Raw genomic sequence first — 23784 nt, 5'->3', positions numbered from 1 at the left:
TCGAACGGCTCGCACACATGGCCGTGCACCCACCAGGACCGAGAGGTCACAACCCTACCCGTGAGGGCTGCAGAAGGGATGGTCCTCTAATGAGCACGCAGCCGCAGCCGGGTCCGCAGCAGGTTCTCCAGCCGCAGCCGGGTTCACCGTCGCCGCGGGCCCTGGCAGCCGCCGACGCCCTGGGCGCACGACTGCGCGCCACCCGTACCGAACCCGCCACGAATCCCCAACTGGAGGCACTGGCCCTGGCCGTGACGGCCAACCAGCCGGTCCTACTCTGGGGTGAACCGGGCATCGGCAAATCTGCCGGCATGCAGCAGCTCGCCACCGCCCTCGGGGTCGAGCTGGAGACGGTCATCGCCAGCGTCCACGAGCCCTCCGACTTCGCCGGTCTCCCCATCGTCGGAGACGACCCCGCCACCACCGGCGTGCCCATGGCCCCGCCGGACTGGGCGGTACGCCTGGCCCGCACCGGCCACGGCCTGCTGTTCTTCGACGAGTTGTCCTCCGCCCCACCGGCCGTGCAGGCGGCGCTGCTGCGGGTGGTCCTGGAACGCCGGATCGGCAGTCTGGTGCTGCCGGAGTCGGTGCGGATCGTCGCCGCGGCCAACCCGCCGTCCAGCGCGGCGGACGGCTGGCACCTCAGCCCGCCGCTGGCCAACCGGTTCGTCCACCTCGACTGGACCCACAGTCCGCGCACCGTCGCCCGAGGCATGGCCGGCACCTGGCCTGAGGTGGCCCTCCCGGCCGTCGACCCCGCCAGGGTCCCCGGGGCCGTGGCCCGCGCCCGCGGCGTGATCTCCGGCTTCCTCACCGCCCGACCCGGCCTGGTGCACCACATGCCCAAGGAGGCCGAGGGCCGCGGCCGCGCCTGGCCCTCCCCGCGCACCTGGGAGATGGCACTGCGCCTGCTGGCGACCGGGTACGCGGCCGGCGCCGGCCGGGAGGCCCTGGCCGCCGCCCTCACCGGTGCGATCGGGGACGCGGCCGGCATCGAACTGCTCGCGTACGTGGAGCACCTCGACCTGCCCGACCCGGACCGGGTGCTCGCCGACCCGGACGCCTTCGCCCTGCCCGAACGCGGGGACCGGCAACTGGCCTTCCTCATCGCCGTGGTCGCGGCCGTCCAGGGCGAACTCACCCGCCCCCGTTGGGAGGCGGCCTGGGCGGTACTCGCCAAGGCCGTGGACGCCGGCGTACCGGACGTCGCCGCGCGGGCAGCCGCCGACCTGGCCGCGATGCGCGACCTGGACTGGCCAGTGCCCCCGGGGATCGATGCGTTCGTCGAACTGCTCCAGCTCTCCGGCGCCCTGCCCGGCAGCGGCTGACCGCGCGGTGACGGTGCCCATGGACGGTGTGCCCATGGACGGTGCGCCTGCCGACGGAGTGTTCGCGGCCGCCCGCCTGGACCGGGCGAAACTGCTGGCCGCCCGGTACAAGGCTGCCGAGGCCCGGCCGTACCTCGCGTCCGCCCTCTACGCCCTCACCGTGGTCCCCTCGGCGGGGGTCCGGACGATGGGCGTGGACCGTCACTGGCGCTGCTACGTCGCGCCGGCCTTCGTCGAGGCGACCCCGGTGGCGGAACTGGCCGGGGTCTGGATCCACGAGGTGGCCCACCTGTTGCGCGACCACCACGGACGGGCCGACCGGCTCTCGGCCGCAGACCAGCGCGACCCGGTGCGGATCAACATCGCCCAGGACTGCGAGATCAACGACGACCTCCTGGCCGACGGACTGGCGCTGCCCGAGGGGCGGATGGAGCCCCGGCTGTTCGGGCTGCCCACCGGTGGGATGTTCGAGACGTACCTGCCCGCGATCCCGGCCACCCCGCCGCACGCGCCGAACTGCGGCTCGGGCGCGCACGGCGCGCCGAGCCCGTGGGAGCTCGACGGGGGCGCGGGACCCACCCGGATCGGTCCGGTCGAGGCGGAGGCGCTGCGCCGGCAGACCGCCGAGGCCGTGCGCGCCCACCAGCGCGCCCGTGGCAAGGTCCCGGCCGGCTGGCAGCGCTGGGCGCAGGAGCTGCTGGAGCCCACCGTCGATTGGCGCCGCGCGCTGTCCGGGGCGGTGCGGGAGGCCGCGGCCTGGGCCGGCGGCGCGGTGGACTACACCTACCGCAGGCCCTCGCGCCGCACTCCGGCGCTCGGCGGCCGGGTGGTGCTGCCCAGTCTGCGCCGGCCGTTGCCGCGGGTCGCGATCGTCATCGACACCTCGGGGTCCATGGGCGAGGACGAGCTCGCCGCCGCGCTCGGCGAGGTCACGGGCGTCCTACGGGAGGTGGGGGTCCGGGGCAACCGGGTGGCCGTGCTGGCCTGCGACGCGGACGTGCACACCGTCGCCCGGGTGACCAGTACCGAGCAGGTGGCGTTGGCCGGGGGCGGCGGCACCGACATGCGCGTCGGCATCAACGCCGCGCTGGCGATGCCGGACCGGCCGAACATCGTCGTCGTCCTGACCGACGGATACACGCCGTGGCCGGACGAGACCCCGTCCTGCCGGCTGATCGCCGCCCTGATCGGGGCCGGTGCGCCGCAGCCGCCGGGCTGGGTGGAGACCGTACGCGTCGGGCCCGGAGGCTGAGACGCAGGGCCGCGGCCCAACTGGCCGGGAACATGCGCTTGTCCGGACCGGCAGGGTCGCTGCATGACAGCATGGCCGGGCAACACCCGGCAAGAGGAGGGGGACTTCGGTGAGCGCTTCGACGAGCGGAGTACGCAAGGGCCTGGCCAAGGTGGAGATCGCACTGCGGTGGGATCCGAGCCCCGCGGGCACGCCCGCGCACGACCTGGACATCATCGCCGCGGTCTACGGCGCCGCGGACCTCCACGGGGTGCCCGTCCACCTCGTGCACTTCGGCAGTCGTTCGCCCGACGGCACCATCACCTTGAACCGTGACAGCCACACCGGCCAGGGCTTCGGCTTCGACGAGGTGATGACCCTCGAACTGAATCGGATGGCGCCCGAGCTGGGGCGCGTGGTGGTGGGCGTGGTCATACAGGACACGGGGCCGCGCGACGGCCGTACGAAGACGTTCGCGGGGATAGGCGGTACCGGGCTGCGGATCCGGGAGGGCTACACCGAGCTCGCCGTGACCGATTTCGCGGGCATCCCGGCCGCCACCGCGGCCACGGTCGCGGAATTCACGCGCGACGCCTCGGGAGCCTGGTCGCTGGAGGCGGTCGTACGGGGCTTCGACGCCGATCCGGAGGAGTTCGTGCAGGTCATGGGAGTCCGAGAGCCCTGACCCGGGCTGCGGGCGCGGCCACGGCAGAGGGGTCCGGGAGGTGAGTGGACCCGGGGCGGCACGCGGGCTCGTGTCACGTGCCTGCGGCCGCACAGACCGGGCGGTGGTCACTCCCTTGAGTGAGTGACCACCGCCCCGTCCGGGTGGCGCGCTGCCGCCGTCCCCACGAGGCAGCGCGGGCGGGTCGCCGTCCGGTCATCGGTGACGGCGGCCCACCGGTTCAGGGGGCCGGGGCCCGGTCCGGGGCGTGGGAGGGCGCAGGGGCCAGGCCCAGTGCGGGCAGCAGGGCCGCGTCAACGAACCGGACCAGGTAGTCGGCGTCGGCGTACTTCCCCTCCAGTACCGGTCGGATCCGCAGTACGCCCATCAGCTGCGCCGGGAGGAACTCCACCGCCGGATGGTCCGCGGCGATCTCGCCCCGGGCCACGGCCCGCGCCACCATCGCGTCGAAAGCGGTCAACTCCGGCTCGACGAGCGCCTCGCGCAGTGCTGACTGGAGCTCCTCGTCGCTCAGTACGGCATGTCCGAGGGCCTGCGTGAGCCGCGTGTCCCGCCCCGAGGTGCCGGCCGCGATACGGGCCGCCTCGCGCAGGTCGCCGGCGAGCGTGCCGGTGTCCACGGCGACCAGCGTGCCCTGACGGTTCGCGCGCAGGGCCGCCGCGACCAGCTGCGGCTTGGTTTTCCACTGCCGGTAGAGGGTCGACTTCCCGCAGCAGGCCCGGGCGGCGACGCCCTCCATGGTCAGGGCCTCGTACCCGTGCTCGCGCAGCTGCTCCAGGACGGCGTCGTAGAACTCCTGCACCCGCTCCGGGGAGATCTTGGAGCGGCGCGCGGCGGGCGGCGTCAACGTCATGGTGGGCGGCTCTCCTCGGGGGCTCCGCGGGGTTGGTTCCGTCCGAAAAGTGTACGGGACGCAAGCGTATCGGTACTCCGGCGTATCGATACGCGAATGTATCGATACACTGGCGTGTCGATGTGTGCGCGGTCGGGACGAGCCGCCGCACACCGGCGCACCATCCGCGTGACCCTCCGCGTACGCGCACCCGGGGGGCGCGAGCACAGGAAGAGAGAGCGGGGGAATGAGCTCCCACACCACACCCGCCGGGCCTGCCGGAGGCCCGCGCCCCGGGCAGCGGCGCCTCGTGCGCGAGCTGCTGCTCGTCGCGGGCCTGTTCACCGTCTACAAGGGGGGCCGGATGCTCTCCACGGACCGCACCGACGAAGCCTTCCGCAACGCGACGCGGATCTGGCACCTGGAGCGCACTCTGCACCTGCCCGGCGAGGGCGCGGTCCAGCGGCTGCTCCTGCCCGGGGCCGGCAGCGGCAGCGGCGGTGCCGGTGCCGGGGACCTGCTCGTGCACACCGCGAACACGTACTACGCGGCCGTGCACTTCCCCGCGACCGTGCTGTTCCTGATCTGGCTGTACCTGCGCAGACCCGGCCACTACCTGTGGGCCCGGCGCGTACTGGCCGTCCTGACCGGTGCCGCCCTCGCGCTGCACCTCGCCTTCCCGCTCGCACCGCCCCGGATGCTCGACGCGGCACACCTGGTCGACACCGCGAAGGTCTACGGGCCCTCCGTCTACCGGGCCGCGCCCGCCGCCGACACCATGGCCAACCAGTTCGCCGCGATGCCCTCGCTGCACTTCGGATGGGCGCTGGTGCTGGCGCTCGGCGCGATCGCCGCCACGCGCTCCCGCTGGCGCGTGCTGTGGCTGCTGCACCCACTGCTGACGCTGCTCGTGGTCGTGGGCACCGCCAACCACTACTGGCTCGACGCCATCGTCGCCACCGTGCTGCTGGCCGGGGCCCTGCTGGTCGTCCCGGGCCCCCGGCTCCGTAGCGCCTCGCTGCCCGTCGTACGGCACCTGCCGCGCCCGCGGAACTCCGCCGGGGCGGCCGAGGTGACGGGGGCGGGGGCGGAACGCGGGGCCGTGGGGGCGGAACGCGGGGCCGCGGGGGTCGGCCGGTGAACGCCACCGCCCTCGCCGTCGCTCTCTGCCTCGCCTCCGCCGTGGCGTACGCGGCCGCCGCCGTGGCCCAGGAGCGGCTCGCCCGCGCCGCCGTCGCCCGCAGCGCCCGCGCCCTGCTCGGCAACGGCGCCTGGTGGTGGTCCGCCGGGCTCAACGCCGGCGCTGCACTCCTCCACGCAGCCGCCCTGCGGTACGGGCCGCTCACCCTGGTGCAGCCGCTCGGCGCCCTCACCCTCGTCGCGGCCGTTCCGCTGGGCGCGCGAAGGGCCGGCCGCCGGGTCGCGCCCACCGAATGGCGGGGCACCCTGGCCACCGTCGTCGGGCTGGGGCTCCTGCTGCTCCCGGCCTCCGGACCGGCCCCCGACGACACCCTGAGCCTGGCGGAGGCGCTCGCCGTGTCGGGGGCGACCGTCGCCGCGATCGTGCTGCTGACCGTACGCCGGGACGTGCGCTCGGGGCTGCGGCACGCCACGGCGTCCGGGCTGGCCTCCGCCGTGGCGTCCGCCCTGACCCAGACGGTGGCCGTGGCGGCCGGCCGCGGGGGAGCCCTGCTCAGCGTGCGGGTCATCGCCGTGGCCCTGCTCGTGGTGGTGTTCGCGGTCGGCGGGATGCTCCTGTCGCAGCGCGCCTACCGGGGCGGGCTCGGGGCGCCGCTCGCCGTGGTGAACCTGGCCAACCCGCTGGCCGCCGCCGCCATCGGGATGGTCCTGCTCGGCGAACGCCTCCAGGGCGGCGCCGGGGGAGTCCTGCTCGCCGGGGCCGGTGCGCTCGCGGCGGCGCGCGGGGTGCTGCTGCTGACGCGGACGACCCCGAGCACCGTGCCTGCACCGTCGCCCGGGCCCGAAGCGCCGTCCGCGGTGCCGATCACTCGTGTGGCAGCATGACGCGTATGGCTGACGGATCGTTTCTCTCGCTCTGGTCCAAGAACTCGGTGCTGTCGATCGGTTCGGTGGGCTCGGTGCTCTCCGTCGGGTCCGCCGGCAGCGTGCTGTCGGTCGGGTCGGTCGGCTCCGCGCTCTCCGTCGGCTCCGCGGGCTCTTGGCTGAGCACGGGCTCCCTGCTCTCCGCGCAGTCGCGCCGCTCCGTGCTCTCCTTCCGGTCGAACCGGTCCCTGCTGTCCTCGCAGTCCACGCACTCGGTGCTCGCGCGGCGCTCGCGAGGCCGCCTCATCACGGCCGCCGTGGTGGTCGCCGCGGTGGCGCTGATGGCGAACCGCCGCAGCTGAGAACCGTTTCGGCCGTGTTCGCGTCCTCCCCGGTGAGAAAGCGAACACGGCGACGTGAACGCACACGCACACGCATACGCACTTGCATACGCACACGCGTATGCACATGCACCGACGAAGCGGAGTGAACAGGCATGGGGATCGTCAGCTGGATCGTCCTGGGGCTGCTCGCCGGCGCCATAGCCAAGTTCCTGCTGCCCGGTCGCGACCCCGGCGGCCTGATCGGAACCACCCTCATCGGCATCGCCGGCGCGTTCATCGGCGGCTGGCTCTCCGCCAAGTTCCTGGACAAGCCGATCGGACACGAGTTCTACGACCCCGCCACCTGGGGCTCCGCGATCGCAGGTTCCCTGGTGCTGCTCATCGGATACCGGATCCTGTTCGGCAACTCCCGCAACTGAGCGGCGCTGCGACCACTGCCCGGGCCGCGGCCCGCGGCGCGACCCACGAAGTGCGAGGAGTCCCGAGCCACATGCGCGTCACCCCCGTTCCCACCAGCGACCTGTACGACGAGCACGGCGAGGGCCTGGCCATCTGCACCGTGCCGTTCCGCCAGTTCGGCGGGCGCCGGCTCTTCGCCGGCCCGGTGCGGACCGTCACCTGCCACGAGGACAACGCCCTGCTGCGCGAGTTGGTGCACGCACCGGGCGGCGGCGCGGTCCTCGTCGTGGACGGCGGTGGCGCGCTGCGCACCGCGCTCACCGGCGACCTCATCGCCGGAGCGGCGCAGGAGAACGGCTGGGCGGGGCTGATCATCAACGGCGCGGTCCGCGACAGCGTCGCCCTCGGCGGGCTCGACCTCGGGATCAAGGCGCTGGGTACGGTCCCCCGCAAGAGCGGGAAGACGGGCGCGGGCACGGTGGACGAGCCGGTCACGATCGGAGGGGTCACGTTCCGCCCCGGGGACACGGTCCACGCGGATGACGACGGCACCGTCGTCCTGCCGGCGGCCTCCCGCTCCGCCTGACGACCCTCGCGCGCGTCGCACCACGGACGGCCACCCACCCCACGGCTCACCACTCGCCGCTCACGGCCCACCGGCCCACCGGCCGTCCGGCTTCCGCGGGGGCGAGATTCGGCCAGGGTCGCACCGCGCGCCTGGTGCCGACCGGGCGCGCGGGGTTTCACTGCGGGGCCATGAGACGACACAGGATCACGGGCCTGCTCGGCGCGCTCGCGCTCGCCACGGGCACCCTGGCCGGCGCCGCGGGACCCGCGGGCGCGGCCCCCACGGTCGACGTCACGGGTGCGACCGTACGCGCGGGCGGCGTCCACCGTGCCGGCGCAGCCCTACCGGGCGGCCCGGCAAGCCCCGGGGCCCTCACCAGCGCCGGCAGTCCCGCCGCCCCGGCCGTGCCCCGGCCCGGCGGCGCGGGCGAGGTCCCCGCCGAGTTCGGGAGCGACTGGCACGACCCGCTCACCGCCGCGCCGCCCGTCGCGCGGCCCGCGACCCGTTCCTGCGAGGTCACCCTCGCCGAGGCACAGTTCCGCGACTACACCCCGTACGTCGGGAACTACACCCCGCCGACCGCGTGCGGCACGGGCCAGAACTGGGCCAAAGTGGTCCTGCGCCTCGACGGCAAGGTCAAGGGCCGCCAGTACGACCGGTTGGGCCACCTCTCCCTCGGCGGGGTGGAGATCCTCCGGACCTCCACCCCCGAGCCCTCGCCCGACGGCATCACCTGGTCGGTCGAGAAGGACGTCACCCGCTACCGCGACGTCCTCGGCCGCGCGCAGCCCGTCGAGATGCTGATCGGGAACGTCGTCGACGACACCTACACCGGAGTCATCGACGTCAAGGTCACCCTCACCTTCTACGCGGCCGACCGGCACGCCGCGGCCCCCGACACCCCCGACCGCGTCCTCCCGCTCACCACCCCGGACGTCACCACCCCGCGCAACACCGAGCGCCTCCTCGCCGAGGTGTACGCCACCGGCTCCGGCGGCGGTTGCGAGGAGTACTGGTACATGACCACCCCCGACGCGGCCCCGTACTCCTGCAAGGCCGCCGACGGCCCCCACCGCGAGGTCCGCATCTCGGTGGACGGGCAACTCGCCGGCATCGCGGCACCTTTCCCGACCGTGTGGACCGGCGGCTGGTCAAACCCCTTCCTCTGGTACGTCAACCCCGCGCCCCGCGCCTTCGACGTGCAGCCCGTCGTCTACGACCTCACCCCGTACGCCGCGCTCCTCAACGACGGGCGTCCGCACCGGATCGAGGTGTCCGTCGCGGGGGTCCCGGCCGGACAGAGCGGCTGGAGCACCCCCACGAACCTGCTGCTGTGGCAGGACGAACACCGCGAGGTCGTCACCGGCGCCCTCACCCGGCACGAGGAGAGCGAGCCGGTCAACTCCAGCCGCTGGACGCCCGGTACGCAGCACCGCCTCGACACCGAGGGGGGCCACCGGCTGACCGTCTCGGGCCGGCTGGACACCTCCCACGGACGGGTCACCACCACCGTCACCCGCGCCGTGCACCACACCTCCGTGCACCGGTGGACGGAGGGCGAGAACCAGGACGCCCTGACCGCCACCTGGACCGACGAGGAGAGCGTCACCCGCGGGCCCACGACGACACGCACGGTGCGCACGTACTCGATGGACGGCGAGACCACGCTCGGCGCCGGGGACCGGCTGCGCACCGTCATCGCCCTCGGCGACCGTGCGCAGACGACGACCCTGCGCGGCGGCCGGACCGTGGACCGGACCTGGCTGGACGACCGTTACACGGGAGACGCGAGCTACACGGCGAACGTCCCGCGCGAGCAGCGGCACGCGGTCGGCACCAGCTCCGAGCGCTACCAGCTGTACGGGTCGCAAGCGGTGGGCGGCTGCTACGACCGGACGGTGGCCACCGCCCAGGGCACGCTGACGGTGGACCGCCGACGCTGCTGACACCGGCGGCGCCTACGATGACCGGCCATGGACATGAGTGAGGCCGGTAGACAGCTGGTCGACGGCCGCTTCGAACTGATCGCCCCCCTGGGCGCCGGCGGTATGGGCACGGTGTGGCGCGCCCGCGACATCGCATTGCACCGTGATGTTGCGCTCAAGGAGGTGCGCCCGCCGGACCCCGCGACCGCCGCCGCCCAGCCCGGGCTCACCGTCCAGCTGCGCGAACGCGCCATCCGCGAGGCGCGGGCGCTCGCCCGGCTCGCACACCCGCACGTGGTGACCATCCACCACATCGTGGAGCCCGAGGACGGCACGGACGGGCATCCGTGGATCGTGATGGAACTGGTCAAGGGCGGCTCGCTGCACGACAAGCTGGAGTCGGGGCCGATGCCGGTCGCGGACGTGCTGCGGCTCGGCCTCGACGTGCTGTCCGCGCTGCGGGCCGCGCACGCCGAAGGAGTGCTCCACCGCGACGTGAAGCCGGCCAACGTACTGCTGCGGCCCGACGGCTCGGCCGTGCTGACGGACTTCGGCATCGCGGCCCTGCACGGATCGACCGCCCTGACCTCCACCGGCGTGCTGATCGGCTCGCCGGAGTACATCGCGCCGGAGCGCGTACGCGGGGAGGAGGGGTTGGCCGCCTCCGACCTGTGGTCGCTCGGCATGCTGCTGTACGTGGCCGCGGAAGGGGCCCATCCGCTGCGCCGGGCCACCAGCCTGGCCACCGTCGTCGCCGTCCTCGACGAGCCGATCCCGGCCCCGGTGCGCTCCGGCCCGTTGGGACCCGTACTGGAACGGCTCCTCGTACGGGATCTGGCCGTGCGACCCGACGCCGCGCAACTGGAACAGCTGCTCCGCGACGCGAGCACTGCGCTCGGCGGTGCCTCGCCGGCCACGCCCCCGCCGGCCCTCGGCCAGTACGGGCCACCGCTCCCGCAGCCCGGCGTCCAACAGCCGCAGCTGCCGCCGCAGCCCTACGCCCCGCCGCCGTTCACCCCCGGCGGCGGCTCCCCGTACGCGGTCACCGCGCCCGTCCCGCAGCGGGACACCCCGCGCCGCCGCCCGGCGCTGCTCGGCGGTCTGCTCGCGCTGGTCCTGACCGGCGGCGTCATAGGGATCGTCAACTGGCTGCCCGACGGCCACTCCGGCGACGGCGGCGACGAAGCCAAGGGCGGCGCCACCACCAACAGTGCGGCCCCCTCCACCACCCCCAGTCCCAGGGCGAGCGCTCCCAAGTCGAACGGAAGCCCGGTCGCCGCCCCCAAGGGCAGCCTGCTCACCCCCGCGAACGTGCGCACCGCGTTGGAAGCCCTCAAGCAGAAGTCCGGCACCACCGAGTTCGTGGAGATGACGGTCTACGAGGAGTACGTCCTCGCCTCCATCCCCACCGGCCCGGGAGCCAAGACCTACGACCGCTACCAGTACCGCGAGGGCGAGGCGAAGCGCACCGGCCCCGGCGGCACCGTCGAGCCGAACGAGCCGCTGATCGACATGGCGACCGTCAACTGGGACGCCCTGCCCGGTCTGCTCGACCAGGCCAAGCAGGATCTCGGCGTCGCCAACCCGACCTCCCGCTACGTCATCGTCGAGCCCTGGCTCTTCGACCAGACCCCGTCCATGCGGCCCTACCTCAGCGACGAGTACGGCCAGGGCGGCTACGTCCACGCCGACACCCAGGGCAAGGTGAAGAAGGTCTACCGCTCCTGACATCGTGTACCCGTACGCAGACCGCACCTGCGTACGGTCCTTCACGGTTCGAGGAGCACGCCCCCATGCCCACCTGGCGCACCACCCTCACGGCGGCCGGTATCTCAGGACCCGGGCTGCGGGCCGACTACACCAGCGTCGCCCGCCGGGTCCTGCGCCGCGAACCGGCCCCGTACGTGACGCTGCGCCTGCTCGCCGCGCCGGCGCTGGTGCCCTGGCTGACCGCAGGGGTGGCCTTCATGAACCTGGTCGACGACGTGGCCGAGACCGGTACCCCGCACGAGCGTTCCACCGGTCTCGCCACGCTGGCCGAACGTGCGCAGGCGGCGCTCAGGACGGGCGACAGCCCCGACCCGCTGCTGCGCGCGTACGCGCACGCCGTCGCCTCCCGCGGCCTGCCGGTGCACTGGGTCTCCCGCTTCCTGGACGGCGCGGCCAGCGCCGAAGCCCGCTTCGACGGCTTCGAGACCGAGGAGGACTTCCAGGCCTACCTCGACGCCTACGCCTGGCCGGGAGTGCTGGTCTTCGCCGGGCTCCAGTACCAGGGCGGGCCCGACGCGGAACAGGGCGCCGGCTGGCGGAGGTTCGTCGACGCCGCCCAGCGCGTCGACTTCCTCGCCGACCTCGCCGGCGACCTCGCACAGGGCCGGCTCTGCCTTCCGCGCGTCCGTCTCGCCGAGCACTCCGTGACCCGCGCCGACCTCGAACAGGCCCGCGACACCCCAGCCGTACGCGCCTTCCTCGCCGCCGAAACCCGGCGCGCCCGGACCGCTCTCGACGCCACCGACGGCATCCTCGCCCTGGTCGAGCCGGGCCTGCGCCCGGTGGTCGCGACCATGACGGAGCTCATGGGCCACCAACTGGCCGCGGTGGAGCGGGCGGGAGTTCGAGCCCTGCGCAAGGACGTCGGCTACGGCCTGGCGGCCCCGCTGCGCACCCTGGTCCGCGCCCGTGCGCGCAGGTCCCGTACGGCCGCCCGCTGAGAACTCCTCACGGCACGGGCCGCCCCTCCGATCCACGCGGTGGGCCACTGCCGCTGCTTGACGAGGTGGGGCGAGGGAGTCGGGCGGGCCGGGCCCGACGCTCGACCTTCCGTTGAAGATCATCCCGCTGGGACATTCGTACTGCCCGGGTCCGTACAAGCGGCTCTGCCGGGCGACCCGCCCCGATCCCTAGCGTGGTGGGCATGACGCAGACGACCACGACACCCCACCTCGCCCCGCAGGACACTGCGCCGGCCACCGCGCCGGACGGCGAGCCCGCGATCCGGTTCCGGCAGGCCGCCAAGTCCTACGGCCCCGTCCAAGCCGTCGCGGGCATCGACCTCGACGTCCGGCGCGGCGAGACGGTCGCCCTGCTCGGCCGCAACGGGGCCGGGAAGTCCACCACGATCAGCCTGTTGCTCGGACTGGAGGAGCCCGACGCGGGCAGCGTACGGCTCTTCGGACGGGAACCCGGGCAGGCGGTCCGGGCCGGCCGGGTGGGTGCGATGCTCCAGGAGGGGCGCGCCGTGCCGCGGATCACGGTGCGCGAGCTCGTCGCCTTCGTGGCCAGGACCTACCCGGCGCCGCTGCCCGTCGCCGAGGCGCTGGAGCTCGCCGGGCTCACCGCCCTCGCCGGCCGCCGCATCGACCGGCTCTCCGGGGGCCAGGCCCAGCGCGTGCGGTTCGCCGTCGCCCTTGCCGGCAACCCGGAGCTGATCGTGCTCGACGAGCCGACCGCCGCCCTCGACGTGGAGGCCCGCCGCGCCTTCTGGGAATCCGTGCGCGGCCACGCCGGGCGCGGCAACGCCGTCCTGTTCTCGACGCACTACCTGGAGGAGGCCGACGCGCACGCCGACCGGATCGTGGTCGTCGACCGCGGTCGGATCGTCGCCGACGGCACCGGGGAGCAGTTGCGTCGTGCCGCAGGCGGGTCGCTGGTCTCCATCGACCTGGCCGGACGTTCCACCGCGGGCCTCGGTGACCTGCCCGGCGTGGTCGCCGTGGAGGTACGGGGAGACCGAGCGCGACTGCGCACGCAGGACCCGGACGCGACCGTCGTCGCCCTCGCTCGCTGCGGCGCCGTCCGCGGCATCGAGGTCACCGCGCCCTCGCTCGACGAGGCCTTCCTCACCCTGACCCGCACCGACCCCGACACCGTCGCTTCCGTGGAGCGTGCCCGATGATCACCGCCTACGTCCGGTTGGAAGTCCGCCGCATCCTGCGCGACATGGCCTTCATCGTCTTCGGCATCGGAATGCCGGTGGTGATGTACCTCCTGTTCACCAACCTCGGTACCGACGCGGCCGAGTGGAAGACCGCCTCCATGGTGGCCATGGCCGCCTACGGGGCCCTGGGCGCCGCCCTGTCGACGGGGACCGGCGTCGCCGAGGACAAGGGCACCGGCTGGCTGCGGCAGCTGCGGGTCACCCCGATGACCCCGCGCCAGGTGGTGGCGGGCCGGGCGCTGACCGGCTCGGTGATCGTGCTGCCCGCCATCGCCGCGGTGCTCGCCGCGGGCGCGTTCGTCAACGGCGTCCGGCTCGACGCCTGGCAGTGGGCCGCCGTCGCCCTCGCCCTCTGGCTCGGCGCACTCCCCTTCACTCTCCTCGGGATGGGCAACGGCTACCGGCTCACCTCCCAGACCACCGGACTGGTCAACGTCGGGTGCAGCCTCGCGCTGTCGGTCGCCGGCGGCCTCTGGTTCCCGGTCGAGCTGTTCCCGGACTGGCTGCGCTCCCTCTCCGCTGTCGTCCCCACCCGCCGTTTCGCCGAGATCGGCCAGTCCATCGCCGCCGGTGCGGCCCCTGGCCTCGGCGCGGTGGCCGTACTCGCGGTATGGGCCCTGCTGTTCGGCTTGTACGCGGCGCACGCGTACCGTCGGTCCGCACGGACGGCCTGACGCATGGGGCGGGGAACAGGAGCGAAGATGCAGGGCAAACGGGGGATCGCGTGGGAGGGGAAGCCCGACTGGGCGGCCCGCAAGGCCGAATGGCGGGCACGGGAGAAGGAGCGCAAGGCGTGCGGCGCGGCCCACGACGACGGCCGCGGCCCGATGGGCCCTCCCAGCGCCTTCAGCCTGCTGCCCTGGCTGCTGTTGGGGATGGGCGCGATCTCCAACCTCGTCAAGGGGGAGACGCCCAACCCCTGGATCGGCGCCCTCGGCCTGCTGGTCTTCAACTCCCTCTACGTCACCATCGTGTTCCGCGCCTTCGACAAGCGGGCGCGGGAGGCGGCCGGCACCCGCTGGTGCCTGGCCGCGCTGGGCGCGGTCACCTGCGCCCTCGCCTTCGCCTACGGCGGCAATTGGCTGCTGTTTTTCCCGCTGTGGGGCCTCGCCACCGGCGCTGTGGTCCGGGGGCGCAAGCTCGGCCCGGTGATGTTCGGCGTGACCGCCCTGGCCGGGGCGATCGCAGGATTGGACGAGGGGTGGGACACCCTCGGCATCGTCTACGGGACATTGCTGTCGGGCATGGTGACCGCGGCCATCCTCGCGCTCTCCGAGACGGTGAAGGAACTGCGCGAGACACGACAGGAGCTGGCCCGGGCAGCCGTGGACCAGGAGCGGCTGCGCTTCTCCCGCGATCTGCACGACCTGCTCGGCCACACCCTGTCGGTGATCGTCGTGAAGTCGGAGGCGGCCCGCCGGATCGCCCCCCGCGACCTGGACGCGGCCCTCGTCCAGGTCGCCGACATCGAATCCGTCGGCCGTCAGGCGCTCGTCGAGATCAGGGAGGCCGTCACCGGCTACCGCGAGACCAGCCTCGCGACCGAACTCGACCGGGCCCGCAGCACGCTGATCACCGCCGGGATCGAGCCCGTCGTACGACAGTCCGGGCCCCCGCTGCCGCCGCAGGCGGCGGCCCTGCTGGGCTGGGTGGTCCGCGAGGCCGTCACCAACGCCATCCGGCACAGCGGCGCGGCCACCTGCGAGATCGAAGTGCGGAGCTCGGCGGAACGGGTACGCCTGGTGATCACCGACGACGGGAGCGGCGTAGGCTCGACCCCGCCGGGCAGCGGACTGACCGGCCTCACCGAACGCCTCGCCGCGGCGGGCGGCACCCTCGTCGGCGGCCCGGCCCCGGACCGCGGCTTCCGGGTCACCGCCGAGCTCCCGGCGGAGCCGGCCGCACCAGGGAACGGGGACAGTAGATGATCAAGGTCCTGCTCGCGGAGGACCAGGGCATGATGCGGGGCGCACTGGCCCTGCTGCTCGGGCTGGAGGAGGACATCGAGGTCGTCGCGCAGGTCGGCGCGGGGGACGAGATCGTGCCCGCCGCGCTCGACGCGCTTCCGGACGTGGCCCTGCTCGACATCGAACTCCCGGGCCGCAGCGGGCTCGACGCCGCCGCCGACCTGCGCACGCGCTGTCCCGACTGCCGGGTGCTGATCCTGACCACGTTCGGACGCCCCGGCTACCTGCGCCGGGCGATGGAGGCCGGGGCCGCCGGGTTCCTGGTCAAGGACGGTCCGGTGGAGGAACTGGCCGCGGCGATACGTCGGGTGCTGGCCGGGGAGACCGTGATCGACCCCTCACTCGCGGCCGCCGCGCTCAGCGCCGGCCCGAACCCGTTGACCGCGCGCGAGATGGACGTACTGAACGCCGCGGCCGACGGGGCGACCGTGGCCGACATCGCGGCGAGGGTGTACCTGTCCGAGTCGACGGTACGGAACTACCTGTCCTCGGCCATCGGCAAGACCGGAACCCGCAACCGCACGGAGGCCGTCCGCGCGGCCCGCCGGCAGGGCTGGCTCTGACGGCGGACACGGGCGGGCACGGGCGGACGCGGGGCGGGCCGCCCGGTCAGTACGGGCCGTTGACGTTGTCGATCGAGCCGTAGCGGGCCGCCGCGTAGTTGCAGGCGGCCGTGATGTTGGCGACCGGGTCGTACGAGTTCAGCGAGGTGCCGGGCACGTGGAAGGCCCGGAAGGTCGGGTCGATGACCTGGAGCAGGCCCTTGGAGGGGATGCCGGCCGCGGCGTTGGAGTCCCAGTTGTTGATGGCGAACGGGTTGCCGGACGACTCGCGCATCACGTTGCGGTGAATTCCGTTGTAGCTGCCGGGGATTCCGTGCTTGGCCATGATGTCCAGCGACTCCCGGATCCATCCGTCGAGATTGTTCCCGTACGCGGGGGCGGGTTTGGCGACGGCGGTGGCCTTCGCCGGGGCCGCCTTTGCCACGGTGCCGAGGCTCAGCTTGAGCCCGGGGCGAATGACCGACGGGTTGCTGCCGACGACGCTCCGGTTGGCCTCGTACAGCGCCTGCCAACCACCGCTCACGGAATGCTCAGCTGCGATCTTCGAAAGGCTGTCCCCGACGTTCACGGAATACGTCAGGGGTGCGGCTGCCTTTTCCGCCGCCACCTTGACGGCGGGCAGTGCGACGGTGCTCACCGCAGGCGCCGAGGCCGGCTGCGCGACGGTCGCTCCGGCCGTGGTCGCGCTGATCAGCGGCAGGGCGAGGGCGGCGCCGCCGGTACCGGCAAACGCCAGCATGCGGGCGATCGGGTGCTGCTTCGACCGGCGGTGCTTACCGAGTCCGGGCATGGCGGAATTCCTCACGTGCGGGTGCGGGAGAGCCCTGGCGGCGGCCGGATTCGGCAGCTGCCCGCCGGGAACGACGTGACCGTAAGCGAGCCCGCCGGGCCGGAACAAGGCTTGAATTCCACCTGGTGATCGACTTGCTGGTATCGGCACGGAAAATGACCTTGAGGATGCCTGCCGGGAATGGTGAAATTCCTTTCCGGGAAAAGGAAATCGCCACGTCTGGGGAAATGATGTTGCGCCTCTTTAAGTGACTCACATCACGGACTTCCGACACCCTTCGATGAAACGGACAAGCCGCACGTCTGTGGGGCTTATTCGGGCATCTCACCCGTTGTTTGCGAAACGCCCACGGTGGATGTTTTCCGGCGCTTCCGCCGCGGCCGGCCCCGGGTCGGCAGGAGTCCCGGAGGCCCGCCCGGCCCCCGGGAGGTCCGCCCGGCCCCCGGGGGTAATGCAGCTAGAGCTCCGCCAGCCGCTCCAGTGCGACCGTCACCGCCGGCTCGCTCGCCGGCAGCAGCGGGAGCCGTACGTCCGGCGTCGGAATCCGGCCCTGGGCATGGAGCACGCCCTTGACGACCGCCGGATTCGGCTCGGCGAACGCCGCCGCCGACAGCCGGGCCAGCGCGTGGCCCAGGGCCCGCGCCCGCGGCAGGTCGCCCGTCCGCCAGGCCGCGACGAGCTCGACGTACCGCGCGGTCGCCAGGTGGGCCGAGGCCAAGATCCCGCCCGTCGCGCCCAGGGCCAGCAGCGGCGACAGGTACGCGTCGTCGCCCGCCAGGACCGCGAACCCCTCCGGCAGTGCGCCGAGCAGTGCCACCGTGTCCTGGTCGATGCCGCCGTTCGCGTACTTCACCCCGATGACTCCGGGCAGCTCCCCGAGCGCCCGCAGCCCGCCCGCGTCCAAGGGCTGTCCGGTCCGGTACGGAACGTGGTAAATGATCAGCGGTACGGGGCTCGCCGCAGCCAGTCGTGTGAAATGCGCCCGCACTCCCGCCGCCGCCGGCCGTACGAACGACGGTACGGTCACCAGCGCCGCCCGCATCCCGGGCCACCTCGCCAGCCCGCCGAGCGCCGCCTCCGCCGCCCGGGTGCCGCTCGCCCCGACGCCCACCGTCAGTGCCGCGCCCCGCTCCCGACACACCCGGGCGCAGACGTCGGTGACGAGGTCGCGTTCTGCCTCGTCGAGCGTGGTCGCTTCGCCGGTGGTGCCGAGGGCGACGATCCCGGTGGCGCCCCCGTCGAGCACCTGGTGCGCGAGCGACTCCAGCGCTTCGGACGCGACGTCTCCGGCGCGCGTGAAGGGGGTGACGAGCGGTACGTGAATCCCGTGGAGGGAGAGGTCCTGTGCCATGCCCACGAGCCTCATCTGCCCGGAGCGTCAAATCCAGTTCGCGTTTCTTATGCGAACCGTAAGCTGGTCCGATGCTCGACGTACGGCGCCTACGACTGCTGCGCGAACTCTCCCGCCGCGGAACCATCGCCGCCGTGGCCGAAGCCCTCTCCTTCAGTCCTTCGGCGGTATCCCAGCAACTGGGCGTCCTGGAACGCGAGGCGGGCCTGCCGCTGCTTGAACGCACCGGTCGCCGGGTCCGTCTGACCCCGGCCGGGCAGAACCTGGTCCGGCACGCCGAGGCCGTTCTGGAGCGGCTGGAGTTGGCCGACGCCGACCTTGCCCGGGCGCGCAGCGGCTTGGTCGGCGCCCTGCGCATCGGCGCGTTCCCCACCGCCGGCCGGGCCATCGTCCCGGCCGCCCTGGTCACGCTGGCCGGGCGCCACCCGGGGCTGGAGCCGATGGTGTCGCAGACCGACCCGGCGGAGGTCGCGCACGCGCTGCGTGCCGGGGACCTGGACGTGGCCCTGATCCACGAGTACGACTTCGTCCCCGTGTCGCGGGAGCCCGGGATCGCCACTGAACCGCTCTACCGGGAGGCGATGTACCTGGCCGAGCCCGCGGGCATCCGTGCGGGCATCCCCGCGAGTGGGTCCGGAGGCGGGTCCGGGTCCGGGTCCGGGAACATCTGCGCGGGTGTCGCCGCGTACACCCCCGGGGGTGCCCCGGTGGACGCCGTCGCCGACCAGGGCGCCGCCCTGCGGGCCCACGCCGACGCACCCTGGATCACCGCCACCGCAGGCACCCTCTGCCGTGCCATGGCCGAACGGGCCTGCCGGGCCGCCGGTTTCACCCCCGCGATCCGCCACCAGGTCGACGAGTTCCCCACCGTGCTCGCGCTGGTCGCGGCCGGCCAGGGCGTGGCCGTCGTCCCGCAGCTCGGGGTCGTGGGCCCCGCGGACCCGGCCGTCCGTCTCACCCGTCTCCCCATGGAGCGGCGCACTCAGGTCGCCTTCCGCAGCGGAGCCGCCGCCCACCCCGCCGTGGTCGCCTTCGGGGCTGCGCTCCGCGCCGCCGTACCACCGGAACTCGCCACTCCGAGATCCGTGGAGTGACACAACTCCCCTCCGCCGCGGAGCCCGTGTACGTTCGTTGATCCAGACAGATCCGACCAGAGCGGGGTACGACGTGACGCATCGCGTACGAGGGGTCATCGCGCGGAGCAAGGGCGCACCGGTGGAGACGACGACGATCCTCGTGCCCGACCCGGGGCCCGGCGAAGCGCTGGTCCGGGTCCAGGCCTGCGGGGTCTGCCACACCGACCTGCACTACCGCGAGGGTGGCATCAACGACGAGTTCCCCTTCCTGCTCGGCCATGAGGCCGCCGGGATCGTCGAATCCGTGGGCCCGGACGTCACCTCGGTGACGCCCGGCGACTTCGTGATCCTCAACTGGCGGGCGGTGTGCGGCACCTGTCGGGCGTGCAAGCGTGGGCGCCCCTGGTACTGCTTCAACACGCACAACGCGACGCAGTCCATGACCTTGGAGGACGGCACTCCGCTCTCCCCGGCGCTCGGCATCGGCGCGTTCGCCGAGAAGACCCTGGTCGCGGCCGGCCAGTGCACCAAGGTCGACCCGGCCGCCGCACCGGCCGCCGCCGGGCTCCTCGGCTGCGGGGTGATGGCGGGCCTCGGCGCCGCACTGAACACCGGCAACGTCGGGCGCGGCGACTCCGTCGCCGTCATCGGCTGCGGGGGAGTGGGCAACGCGGCCGTCGCCGGCGCCCGCCTCGCCGGCGCCTCGAAGATCATCGCTGTTGACCTCGACGACCGGAAGCTGGAGTGGGCGCGGAGCCTGGGGGCCACCCACACCGTCAACGGCCGCACGGAGGACGTGGTCAAAGCCGTCCAGGGCCTCACCGGAGGAAACGGGGCGGACGTGGTCATCGACGCCGTGGGCCGCCCGGAGACCTACCAGCAGGCCTTCTACGCGCGTGACCTGGCGGGCACGGTGGTCCTGGTCGGCGTGCCCACACCCGAGATGAAGCTCGAACTCCCGCTCCTCGACGTCTTCGGCCGCGGCGGCGCCCTCAAGTCCTCCTGGTACGGGGACTGCCTGCCCGAGCGGGACTTCCCCCTCCTCATCGACCTCTACCTCCAGGGCCGCCTCGACCTCGACGCCTTCGTGTCCGAGACCATCGCGCTCGACGGGGTCGAAGCCGCCTTCGCCCGGATGGAGCGGGGCGAGGTGCTCCGCTCGGTCGTCGCGTTCTGACGGCGCCTCCACGACGCCCGCGGCGGCCGGTCCAGGCCGTTGCGGGTACCTCGGGTGCCTCAGGTGCCTCGGGTGCCTGGGTGCCACGGCCGCCCTGTGGAGCACGGGCATCCGCAAGGCCGGCCCGGCAGCGGACCCGCTTAGACTCGGCCGTGCCGTACCCCCCACCCCGTACGCCGGCCGCGACCCGGCCGGTACGGGGTCGTCCGTACCCCACCTCGTACCCCAAGGGCCGTTCGTGACCTTCGACCGCAGCTACCGCCAGCCCGGTGTCGTCCTCACCGACCACCACTTCACCGTGCCGCTCGACCACACGCGCCCGGACGGGGAGCACATCGAGCTGTACGCCCGGGAGGCCGTGGCCACCGGCAAGGACCCCGACACCCTGCCCTGGCTGCTCTACCTGGAGGGCGGCCCCGGCTTCGGCGCCCGCCGGTTCGTCGGCCGACAGGCCTGGCTGGAGAGGGCCCTCACCGAGTACCGCGTGCTCCTGCTCGACCAGCGCGGCACCGGCCGCTCCACCCCGGCGAACCGGCAGACCCTGCCGCTGCGCGGAACCCCGGAGCGGCAGGCGGAGTACCTCGCCCACTTCCGCGCCGACTCCATCGTGCGCGATGCCGAGGCCATCCGCCCCGGTCTGACGGGCGGGGCGCCCTGGACCGTGCTCGGCCAGAGCTTCGGCGGCTTCTGCACCACCCACTACCTCTCGACCGCCCCCGAGGGCCTGACTGCCGCCCTGATCACCGGCGGGCTGCCGTCCCTCGACGCCACCGCAGACGAGGTGTACGAGGCCGCCTACCCCCGCATCGAGCGGAAGAACCGGGCCCACTACGCCCGCTACCCGATGGACGTCGAGCGTGCCCGCCGCATCGCCGCCCACCTCGCCGAACGCCCGGTCGCACTTCCCGGCGGATACCGCCTCACCACGGAGGCCTTCCAGTCCCTCGGCATCCTCCTCGGCGTCGGCGACGGCAGCCACCAGCTCCACCACCTGCTGGAGGACGCCTTCGTCCCGACCCCGTCAGGCCCCGCCCTCTCCGACGCCTTCTTGGAGAACGTCCACGCACTGCTGTCCTTCGCCGGGCACCCCCTCTACGCGGTGCTCCACGAGTCGATCTACGCACAGGACCCGGCCGTGCCGACCGGCTGGGCGGCCGAGCGCGTCCGCACCGGCCTGCCCGGCTTCGACGCCGAGAAGACCCTCGCGGGCGACGAACCCCTGCTGTTCACCGGCGAGACCATCCACCCGTGGCACTTCGCCACCGACCCCGCACTGGCTCCGCTGCGCGAGACCGCCGACCTGCTGGCCGCCCGTACCGGCTGGAGCCCCCTGTACGACCCGGCCCGACTCGCGGCCAACGAGGTGCCGGTGGCCGCTGCGATCTACCACGACGACATGTACGTGGACACCGCGCACTCCCTGCACACCGCCCGGGCCGTCCGCGGCCTGCGGACCTGGGTCACCGACGAGTTCGAGCACGACGGCGTCCGCGCGGGAGGCCCGCGCATCCTGGACCGGCTCCTGGCCCTGGTGCGCGACGAGGCGTAGCAGGAGGGTGCTTTCGCCGTCGCCCCGGGCGACCGCCGGGCCGTGCGAGGGCCGCGGGCGGTCGCTGCGGCCGGAGGCACACCCCGGTGGCGTTCCGTGGCGCAACCACCCCTCCCTGTCGGTCCCTTCACCTAGGGTGCGGTGTATGACCGAACAACTGGATCAGCCCGCGCCCCTGGAGCCCATGCCCACCGACTGGCAGCGTGCCCTCGCGGTGGTCGCCCACCCCGACGATCTGGAATACGGCGGGGCGGCGGCGATCGCCGACTGGACGGACGGCGGACGCGAGGTCTTCTACCTGCTGGCCACACGCGGCGAGGCCGGCATCGACACGATTCCGCCCGAGGAGTGCGCCCCGCTGCGCGAGGCCGAGCAGCGCGCGAGCGCGGCCGTCGTCGGGGTCTCCACGGTGGAGTTCCTCGACTACCGCGACGGGGTCGTCGAGTACGGACTGGACCTGCGCCGGGACATCGCCGCGGCCATCCGCCGGCACCGCCCCGAACTCCTCATCACCCTCAACCACCGCGACACGTGGGGCGGGCAGGGCGGCGGAGGCTTCTGGAACACCCCCGACCACAAGGCCGTCGGCCGGGCCACCCTGGACGCAGCCGCCGACGCCGGCAACCGGTGGATCTTCCCCGAGCTCCTCTCCGAGCAGGGCCTGGAACCGTGGAACGGCGTGCGCTGGGTCGCGGTGGCGGGGTCCTCGACGCCGACGCACGCGGCGGACGCCGGTCCCGGCCTGGAGCGTTCGATCGCTTCGCTGATGGAGCACAAGGCGTACATCGAGGTGCTCACCGACCAGGACCCGGAGGAGTACTGCCGCACCTTCCTCACCGGCTTCGCCGAACGGGCGGCGCTGCGCTTCGGCGGACGCCCCGCGGTGACGTTCGAACTCTTCTCGCGCTGAGTCCCCGACCCGCAGGCTGACGGTAGATCAGCTTGCCCACGGGGCTCGACTCGGTGATCGACACCATCGGCACGGACGTCTCGGAGGGTGAGGAGCGCATCCGTCTGCAGAGCGCGGACGGGATCGCGGCCCTCACCCTCCGCCGCCCCGACACGCTCCACGGCTGGAGCTGGGAGTCCACCCGCCGGCTCGGCCTGCTCGCGGACCGCATCCGCTTCGATCCCGCGGTGCGCGTGGTGCGGACGCTCAGATCGCCATGCCGCAGACGGGTCAACTCTGCGGCGCGTACGCCTGCTTGCTCGCGCATGTCCAGATCACGGCGCTGCTCGCCCGGATTTCCCGGTCCACGAGCGCGCCGCCGACCCGGTCGTCGTCCGTGGCGGCGAAGGCGCGGCTGAGCTGCTCGCCCGCCGTGCCCGCCGGGAAGGGGAGCGCCAGCGGAGCCCCCTTGCCGGACCAGTAGACGGCCCGGAAGGAGCTGGGCCAGCTCTCCTCGAAGCTGGTGGCGGTGCCGACGGCCACGTTCGTGGTCGGGCTGCTGCCCGAGAACTCCAGGTGGCCGTAGCCGCGCAGCCGGCCCGGGTCGGTGGGCAGCGCGTCGTACGGCTTCTTCCAGACGGCCGGGGTCAGCCGCGGGTCGTTGCGGTAGTAGTAGTCCTCCAGGCCGACCACCCGGCCGCGGTCGTCGATGTCCCTGTCGATCGTGGAGAACGACCGGTGGTAGCCGTTCCACACCTGGAGGCTGTACGGCGGGTAACCGCCCCCGGCGGGCCAGACCACCGGGAAGGTCTTGGTGACCTCGATGTCGTTCTCGGCGTCGAAGTAGGAGCCGGGTCCTGTCGCCGCGGACGCGGCGTCGGATGGTGCTGCCGGGCCGTACCAGTGTTGTAGCGCCTGGTGGAGCCCGTCGGCGTGGCCGTGACCGGCGGTGCGCAGCCAGGCAGTGTGCCGGTCCGGCCGCAGAAGGATGGCATGGAGTTCGGGATGGTCGGGACATGCCGCGGTGACGAGGTCTACTGGGTCTGCCCATCCGGCGGCCGACTCGCGGATGGCGCTTCCTTCGGTCAGGTCGAGCAGCAGGCCGCGTCCCGAGGTGAGCAGCTCGGCCAAGGGCGCCGGCGAGGCTGGTAACGACGTTACCCGTCAGA

Annotated in this window: 22 protein-coding genes and 1 pseudogene; 19 read left to right on the top strand and 4 right to left on the bottom strand. The window is 73.5% G+C overall.

Features of this window, described 5'->3' with window-relative positions:
• The first annotated feature begins 89 nt into the window (after positions 1-89).
• The 3 genes from ABZZ20_RS20940 to ABZZ20_RS20930 all read left to right on the top strand — a co-directional run bounded on the left by ABZZ20_RS20940 (position 90) and on the right by ABZZ20_RS20930 (position 3244).
• A complete protein-coding gene (locus tag ABZZ20_RS20940; RefSeq protein ID WP_356871588.1) occupies positions 90-1328 on the top strand; it encodes an AAA family ATPase in 1239 nt (412 codons plus the stop codon).
• A gap of 34 nt (positions 1329-1362) precedes the next feature.
• Entirely contained in the window at positions 1363-2580 is a 1218-nt protein-coding gene (locus ABZZ20_RS20935; RefSeq protein WP_356871586.1) for a VWA-like domain-containing protein, read from the top strand.
• 109 nt (positions 2581-2689) lie between these two features.
• Positions 2690-3244, top strand: coding sequence for a TerD family protein (locus ABZZ20_RS20930; RefSeq protein WP_356871584.1), 555 nt, complete (start codon positions 2690-2692; stop codon positions 3242-3244).
• A gap of 220 nt (positions 3245-3464) precedes the next feature.
• Here ABZZ20_RS20930 and ABZZ20_RS20925 read toward each other — a convergent pair whose 3' ends face one another.
• The gene (locus ABZZ20_RS20925; RefSeq protein ID WP_356871582.1) at positions 3465-4097 is read right to left on the bottom strand and encodes a TetR/AcrR family transcriptional regulator; all 633 of its coding nucleotides are present in this window, start codon (positions 4095-4097) and stop codon (positions 3465-3467) included.
• 226 nt (positions 4098-4323) lie between these two features.
• Here ABZZ20_RS20925 and ABZZ20_RS20920 point away from each other — a divergent pair, with 226 nt between their 5' ends.
• The 12 genes and pseudogenes from ABZZ20_RS20920 to ABZZ20_RS20865 all read left to right on the top strand — a co-directional run bounded on the left by ABZZ20_RS20920 (position 4324) and on the right by ABZZ20_RS20865 (position 15783).
• Complete coding sequence (locus ABZZ20_RS20920; RefSeq protein ID WP_356871580.1) at positions 4324-5217, top strand: phosphatase PAP2 family protein; 894 nt, start codon at positions 4324-4326, stop codon at positions 5215-5217.
• Positions 5214-6101: a hypothetical protein gene (locus ABZZ20_RS20915; protein ID WP_356871578.1), complete on the top strand. Its 888-nt coding sequence runs from the start codon at positions 5214-5216 to the stop codon at positions 6099-6101. Before ABZZ20_RS20920 ends, ABZZ20_RS20915 begins: the two co-directional genes overlap by 4 nt.
• 5 nt (positions 6102-6106) lie before the next feature.
• Positions 6107-6442 (top strand): hypothetical protein, encoded by a 336-nt coding sequence (locus tag ABZZ20_RS20910; protein ID WP_356871576.1) that lies wholly within the window; start codon positions 6107-6109, stop codon positions 6440-6442.
• Positions 6443-6576: 134 nt separating this feature from the next.
• A complete protein-coding gene (locus ABZZ20_RS20905) occupies positions 6577-6843 on the top strand; it encodes a GlsB/YeaQ/YmgE family stress response membrane protein (protein WP_356871574.1) in 267 nt (88 codons plus the stop codon).
• Between the two features lie 71 nt (positions 6844-6914).
• Positions 6915-7409: a ribonuclease E activity regulator RraA gene (rraA, locus tag ABZZ20_RS20900; RefSeq protein ID WP_356871572.1), complete on the top strand. Its 495-nt coding sequence runs from the start codon at positions 6915-6917 to the stop codon at positions 7407-7409.
• A gap of 404 nt (positions 7410-7813) precedes the next feature.
• Positions 7814-9337 (top strand): annotated as a pseudogene (locus ABZZ20_RS20895) (peptide-N4-asparagine amidase); the annotation flags it as partial.
• Positions 9338-9364: 27 nt separating this feature from the next.
• The gene (locus ABZZ20_RS20890; RefSeq protein ID WP_356871570.1) at positions 9365-11044 is read left to right on the top strand and encodes a serine/threonine-protein kinase; all 1680 of its coding nucleotides are present in this window, start codon (positions 9365-9367) and stop codon (positions 11042-11044) included.
• 65 nt (positions 11045-11109) lie between these two features.
• On the top strand, positions 11110-12027 hold the full coding sequence (locus ABZZ20_RS20885) for a squalene/phytoene synthase family protein (protein WP_356871568.1): 918 nt from the start codon (positions 11110-11112) through the stop codon (positions 12025-12027).
• 281 nt (positions 12028-12308) lie between these two features.
• Complete coding sequence (locus tag ABZZ20_RS20880) at positions 12309-13211, top strand: ABC transporter ATP-binding protein (RefSeq protein ID WP_356871614.1); 903 nt, start codon at positions 12309-12311, stop codon at positions 13209-13211.
• The gene (locus ABZZ20_RS20875) at positions 13211-13927 is read left to right on the top strand and encodes an ABC transporter permease (RefSeq protein ID WP_356871612.1); all 717 of its coding nucleotides are present in this window, start codon (positions 13211-13213) and stop codon (positions 13925-13927) included. Before ABZZ20_RS20880 ends, ABZZ20_RS20875 begins: the two co-directional genes overlap by 1 nt.
• Positions 13928-14080: 153 nt before the next feature.
• Positions 14081-15181 carry a sensor histidine kinase gene (locus tag ABZZ20_RS20870; protein WP_356871610.1) on the top strand — a complete coding sequence of 367 codons (1101 nt, stop codon included), beginning with the start codon at positions 14081-14083 and terminating at the stop codon, positions 15179-15181.
• A complete protein-coding gene (locus ABZZ20_RS20865; RefSeq protein WP_356871566.1) occupies positions 15178-15783 on the top strand; it encodes a response regulator transcription factor in 606 nt (201 codons plus the stop codon). Before ABZZ20_RS20870 ends, ABZZ20_RS20865 begins: the two co-directional genes overlap by 4 nt.
• 46 nt (positions 15784-15829) lie before the next feature.
• Here the strand turns inward: ABZZ20_RS20865 and ABZZ20_RS20860 are convergent, their stop codons facing one another.
• Positions 15830-16573 (bottom strand): LysM peptidoglycan-binding domain-containing protein, encoded by a 744-nt coding sequence (locus ABZZ20_RS20860; protein ID WP_356871564.1) that lies wholly within the window; start codon positions 16571-16573, stop codon positions 15830-15832.
• 457 nt (positions 16574-17030) lie between these two features.
• Positions 17031-17924 carry a dihydrodipicolinate synthase family protein gene (locus tag ABZZ20_RS20855; protein ID WP_356871562.1) on the bottom strand — a complete coding sequence of 298 codons (894 nt, stop codon included), beginning with the start codon at positions 17922-17924 and terminating at the stop codon, positions 17031-17033.
• A gap of 71 nt (positions 17925-17995) precedes the next feature.
• On the opposite strand from ABZZ20_RS20855, the gene ABZZ20_RS20850 reads away from it, so the two are divergent.
• The 4 genes from ABZZ20_RS20850 (at position 17996) to ABZZ20_RS20835 (ending at position 22636) form a co-directional block, all read left to right on the top strand.
• Positions 17996-19018 (top strand): LysR substrate-binding domain-containing protein, encoded by a 1023-nt coding sequence (locus tag ABZZ20_RS20850; RefSeq protein ID WP_356871560.1) that lies wholly within the window; start codon positions 17996-17998, stop codon positions 19016-19018.
• 73 nt (positions 19019-19091) lie between these two features.
• A complete protein-coding gene (locus ABZZ20_RS20845) occupies positions 19092-20177 on the top strand; it encodes an S-(hydroxymethyl)mycothiol dehydrogenase (RefSeq protein WP_356871558.1) in 1086 nt (361 codons plus the stop codon).
• A 238-nt stretch (positions 20178-20415) separates the two neighbouring features.
• Positions 20416-21726 carry an alpha/beta fold hydrolase gene (locus tag ABZZ20_RS20840; RefSeq protein WP_356871556.1) on the top strand — a complete coding sequence of 437 codons (1311 nt, stop codon included), beginning with the start codon at positions 20416-20418 and terminating at the stop codon, positions 21724-21726.
• Between the two features lie 145 nt (positions 21727-21871).
• Positions 21872-22636, top strand: a complete 765-nt coding sequence (locus ABZZ20_RS20835; RefSeq protein WP_356871554.1) for a PIG-L family deacetylase — start codon at positions 21872-21874, stop codon at positions 22634-22636.
• 270 nt (positions 22637-22906) lie between these two features.
• Here the strand turns inward: ABZZ20_RS20835 and ABZZ20_RS20830 are convergent, their stop codons facing one another.
• Positions 22907-23746 carry a hypothetical protein gene (locus ABZZ20_RS20830; protein WP_356871552.1) on the bottom strand — a complete coding sequence of 280 codons (840 nt, stop codon included), beginning with the start codon at positions 23744-23746 and terminating at the stop codon, positions 22907-22909.
• Positions 23747-23784 lie beyond the last annotated feature (38 nt).

This window comes from Streptomyces sp. NPDC006430 (assembly GCF_040612395.1).
Classification (GTDB): Bacteria; Actinomycetota; Actinomycetes; order Streptomycetales; family Streptomycetaceae; genus Streptomyces.
This window is presented reverse-complemented; position numbering and strand designations above follow the sequence as displayed.

Excerpts from the sequence above, each read along its gene's own strand:
- ABZZ20_RS20940 (WP_356871588.1), top strand. The coding sequence starts at position 90 with ATGAGCACGCAGCCGCAGCCGGGTCCGCAGCAGGTTCTCCAGCCGCAG.
- ABZZ20_RS20935 (WP_356871586.1), top strand. The coding sequence starts at position 1,363 with ATGGACGGTGCGCCTGCCGACGGAGTGTTCGCGGCCGCCCGCCTGGAC.
- ABZZ20_RS20925 (WP_356871582.1), bottom strand. The coding sequence starts at position 4,097 with ATGACGTTGACGCCGCCCGCCGCGCGCCGCTCCAAGATCTCCCCGGAG.
- ABZZ20_RS20920 (WP_356871580.1), top strand. The coding sequence starts at position 4,324 with ATGAGCTCCCACACCACACCCGCCGGGCCTGCCGGAGGCCCGCGCCCC.
- ABZZ20_RS20910 (WP_356871576.1), top strand. The coding sequence starts at position 6,107 with ATGGCTGACGGATCGTTTCTCTCGCTCTGGTCCAAGAACTCGGTGCTG.
- ABZZ20_RS20905 (WP_356871574.1), top strand. The coding sequence starts at position 6,577 with ATGGGGATCGTCAGCTGGATCGTCCTGGGGCTGCTCGCCGGCGCCATA.
- rraA (WP_356871572.1), top strand. The coding sequence starts at position 6,915 with ATGCGCGTCACCCCCGTTCCCACCAGCGACCTGTACGACGAGCACGGC.
- ABZZ20_RS20890 (WP_356871570.1), top strand. The coding sequence starts at position 9,365 with ATGGACATGAGTGAGGCCGGTAGACAGCTGGTCGACGGCCGCTTCGAA.
- ABZZ20_RS20885 (WP_356871568.1), top strand. The coding sequence starts at position 11,110 with ATGCCCACCTGGCGCACCACCCTCACGGCGGCCGGTATCTCAGGACCC.
- ABZZ20_RS20870 (WP_356871610.1), top strand. The coding sequence starts at position 14,081 with ATGGGCCCTCCCAGCGCCTTCAGCCTGCTGCCCTGGCTGCTGTTGGGG.
- ABZZ20_RS20865 (WP_356871566.1), top strand. The coding sequence starts at position 15,178 with ATGATCAAGGTCCTGCTCGCGGAGGACCAGGGCATGATGCGGGGCGCA.
- ABZZ20_RS20860 (WP_356871564.1), bottom strand. The coding sequence starts at position 16,573 with ATGCCCGGACTCGGTAAGCACCGCCGGTCGAAGCAGCACCCGATCGCC.
- ABZZ20_RS20855 (WP_356871562.1), bottom strand. The coding sequence starts at position 17,924 with ATGGCACAGGACCTCTCCCTCCACGGGATTCACGTACCGCTCGTCACC.
- ABZZ20_RS20850 (WP_356871560.1), top strand. The coding sequence starts at position 17,996 with ATGCTCGACGTACGGCGCCTACGACTGCTGCGCGAACTCTCCCGCCGC.
- ABZZ20_RS20835 (WP_356871554.1), top strand. The coding sequence starts at position 21,872 with ATGACCGAACAACTGGATCAGCCCGCGCCCCTGGAGCCCATGCCCACC.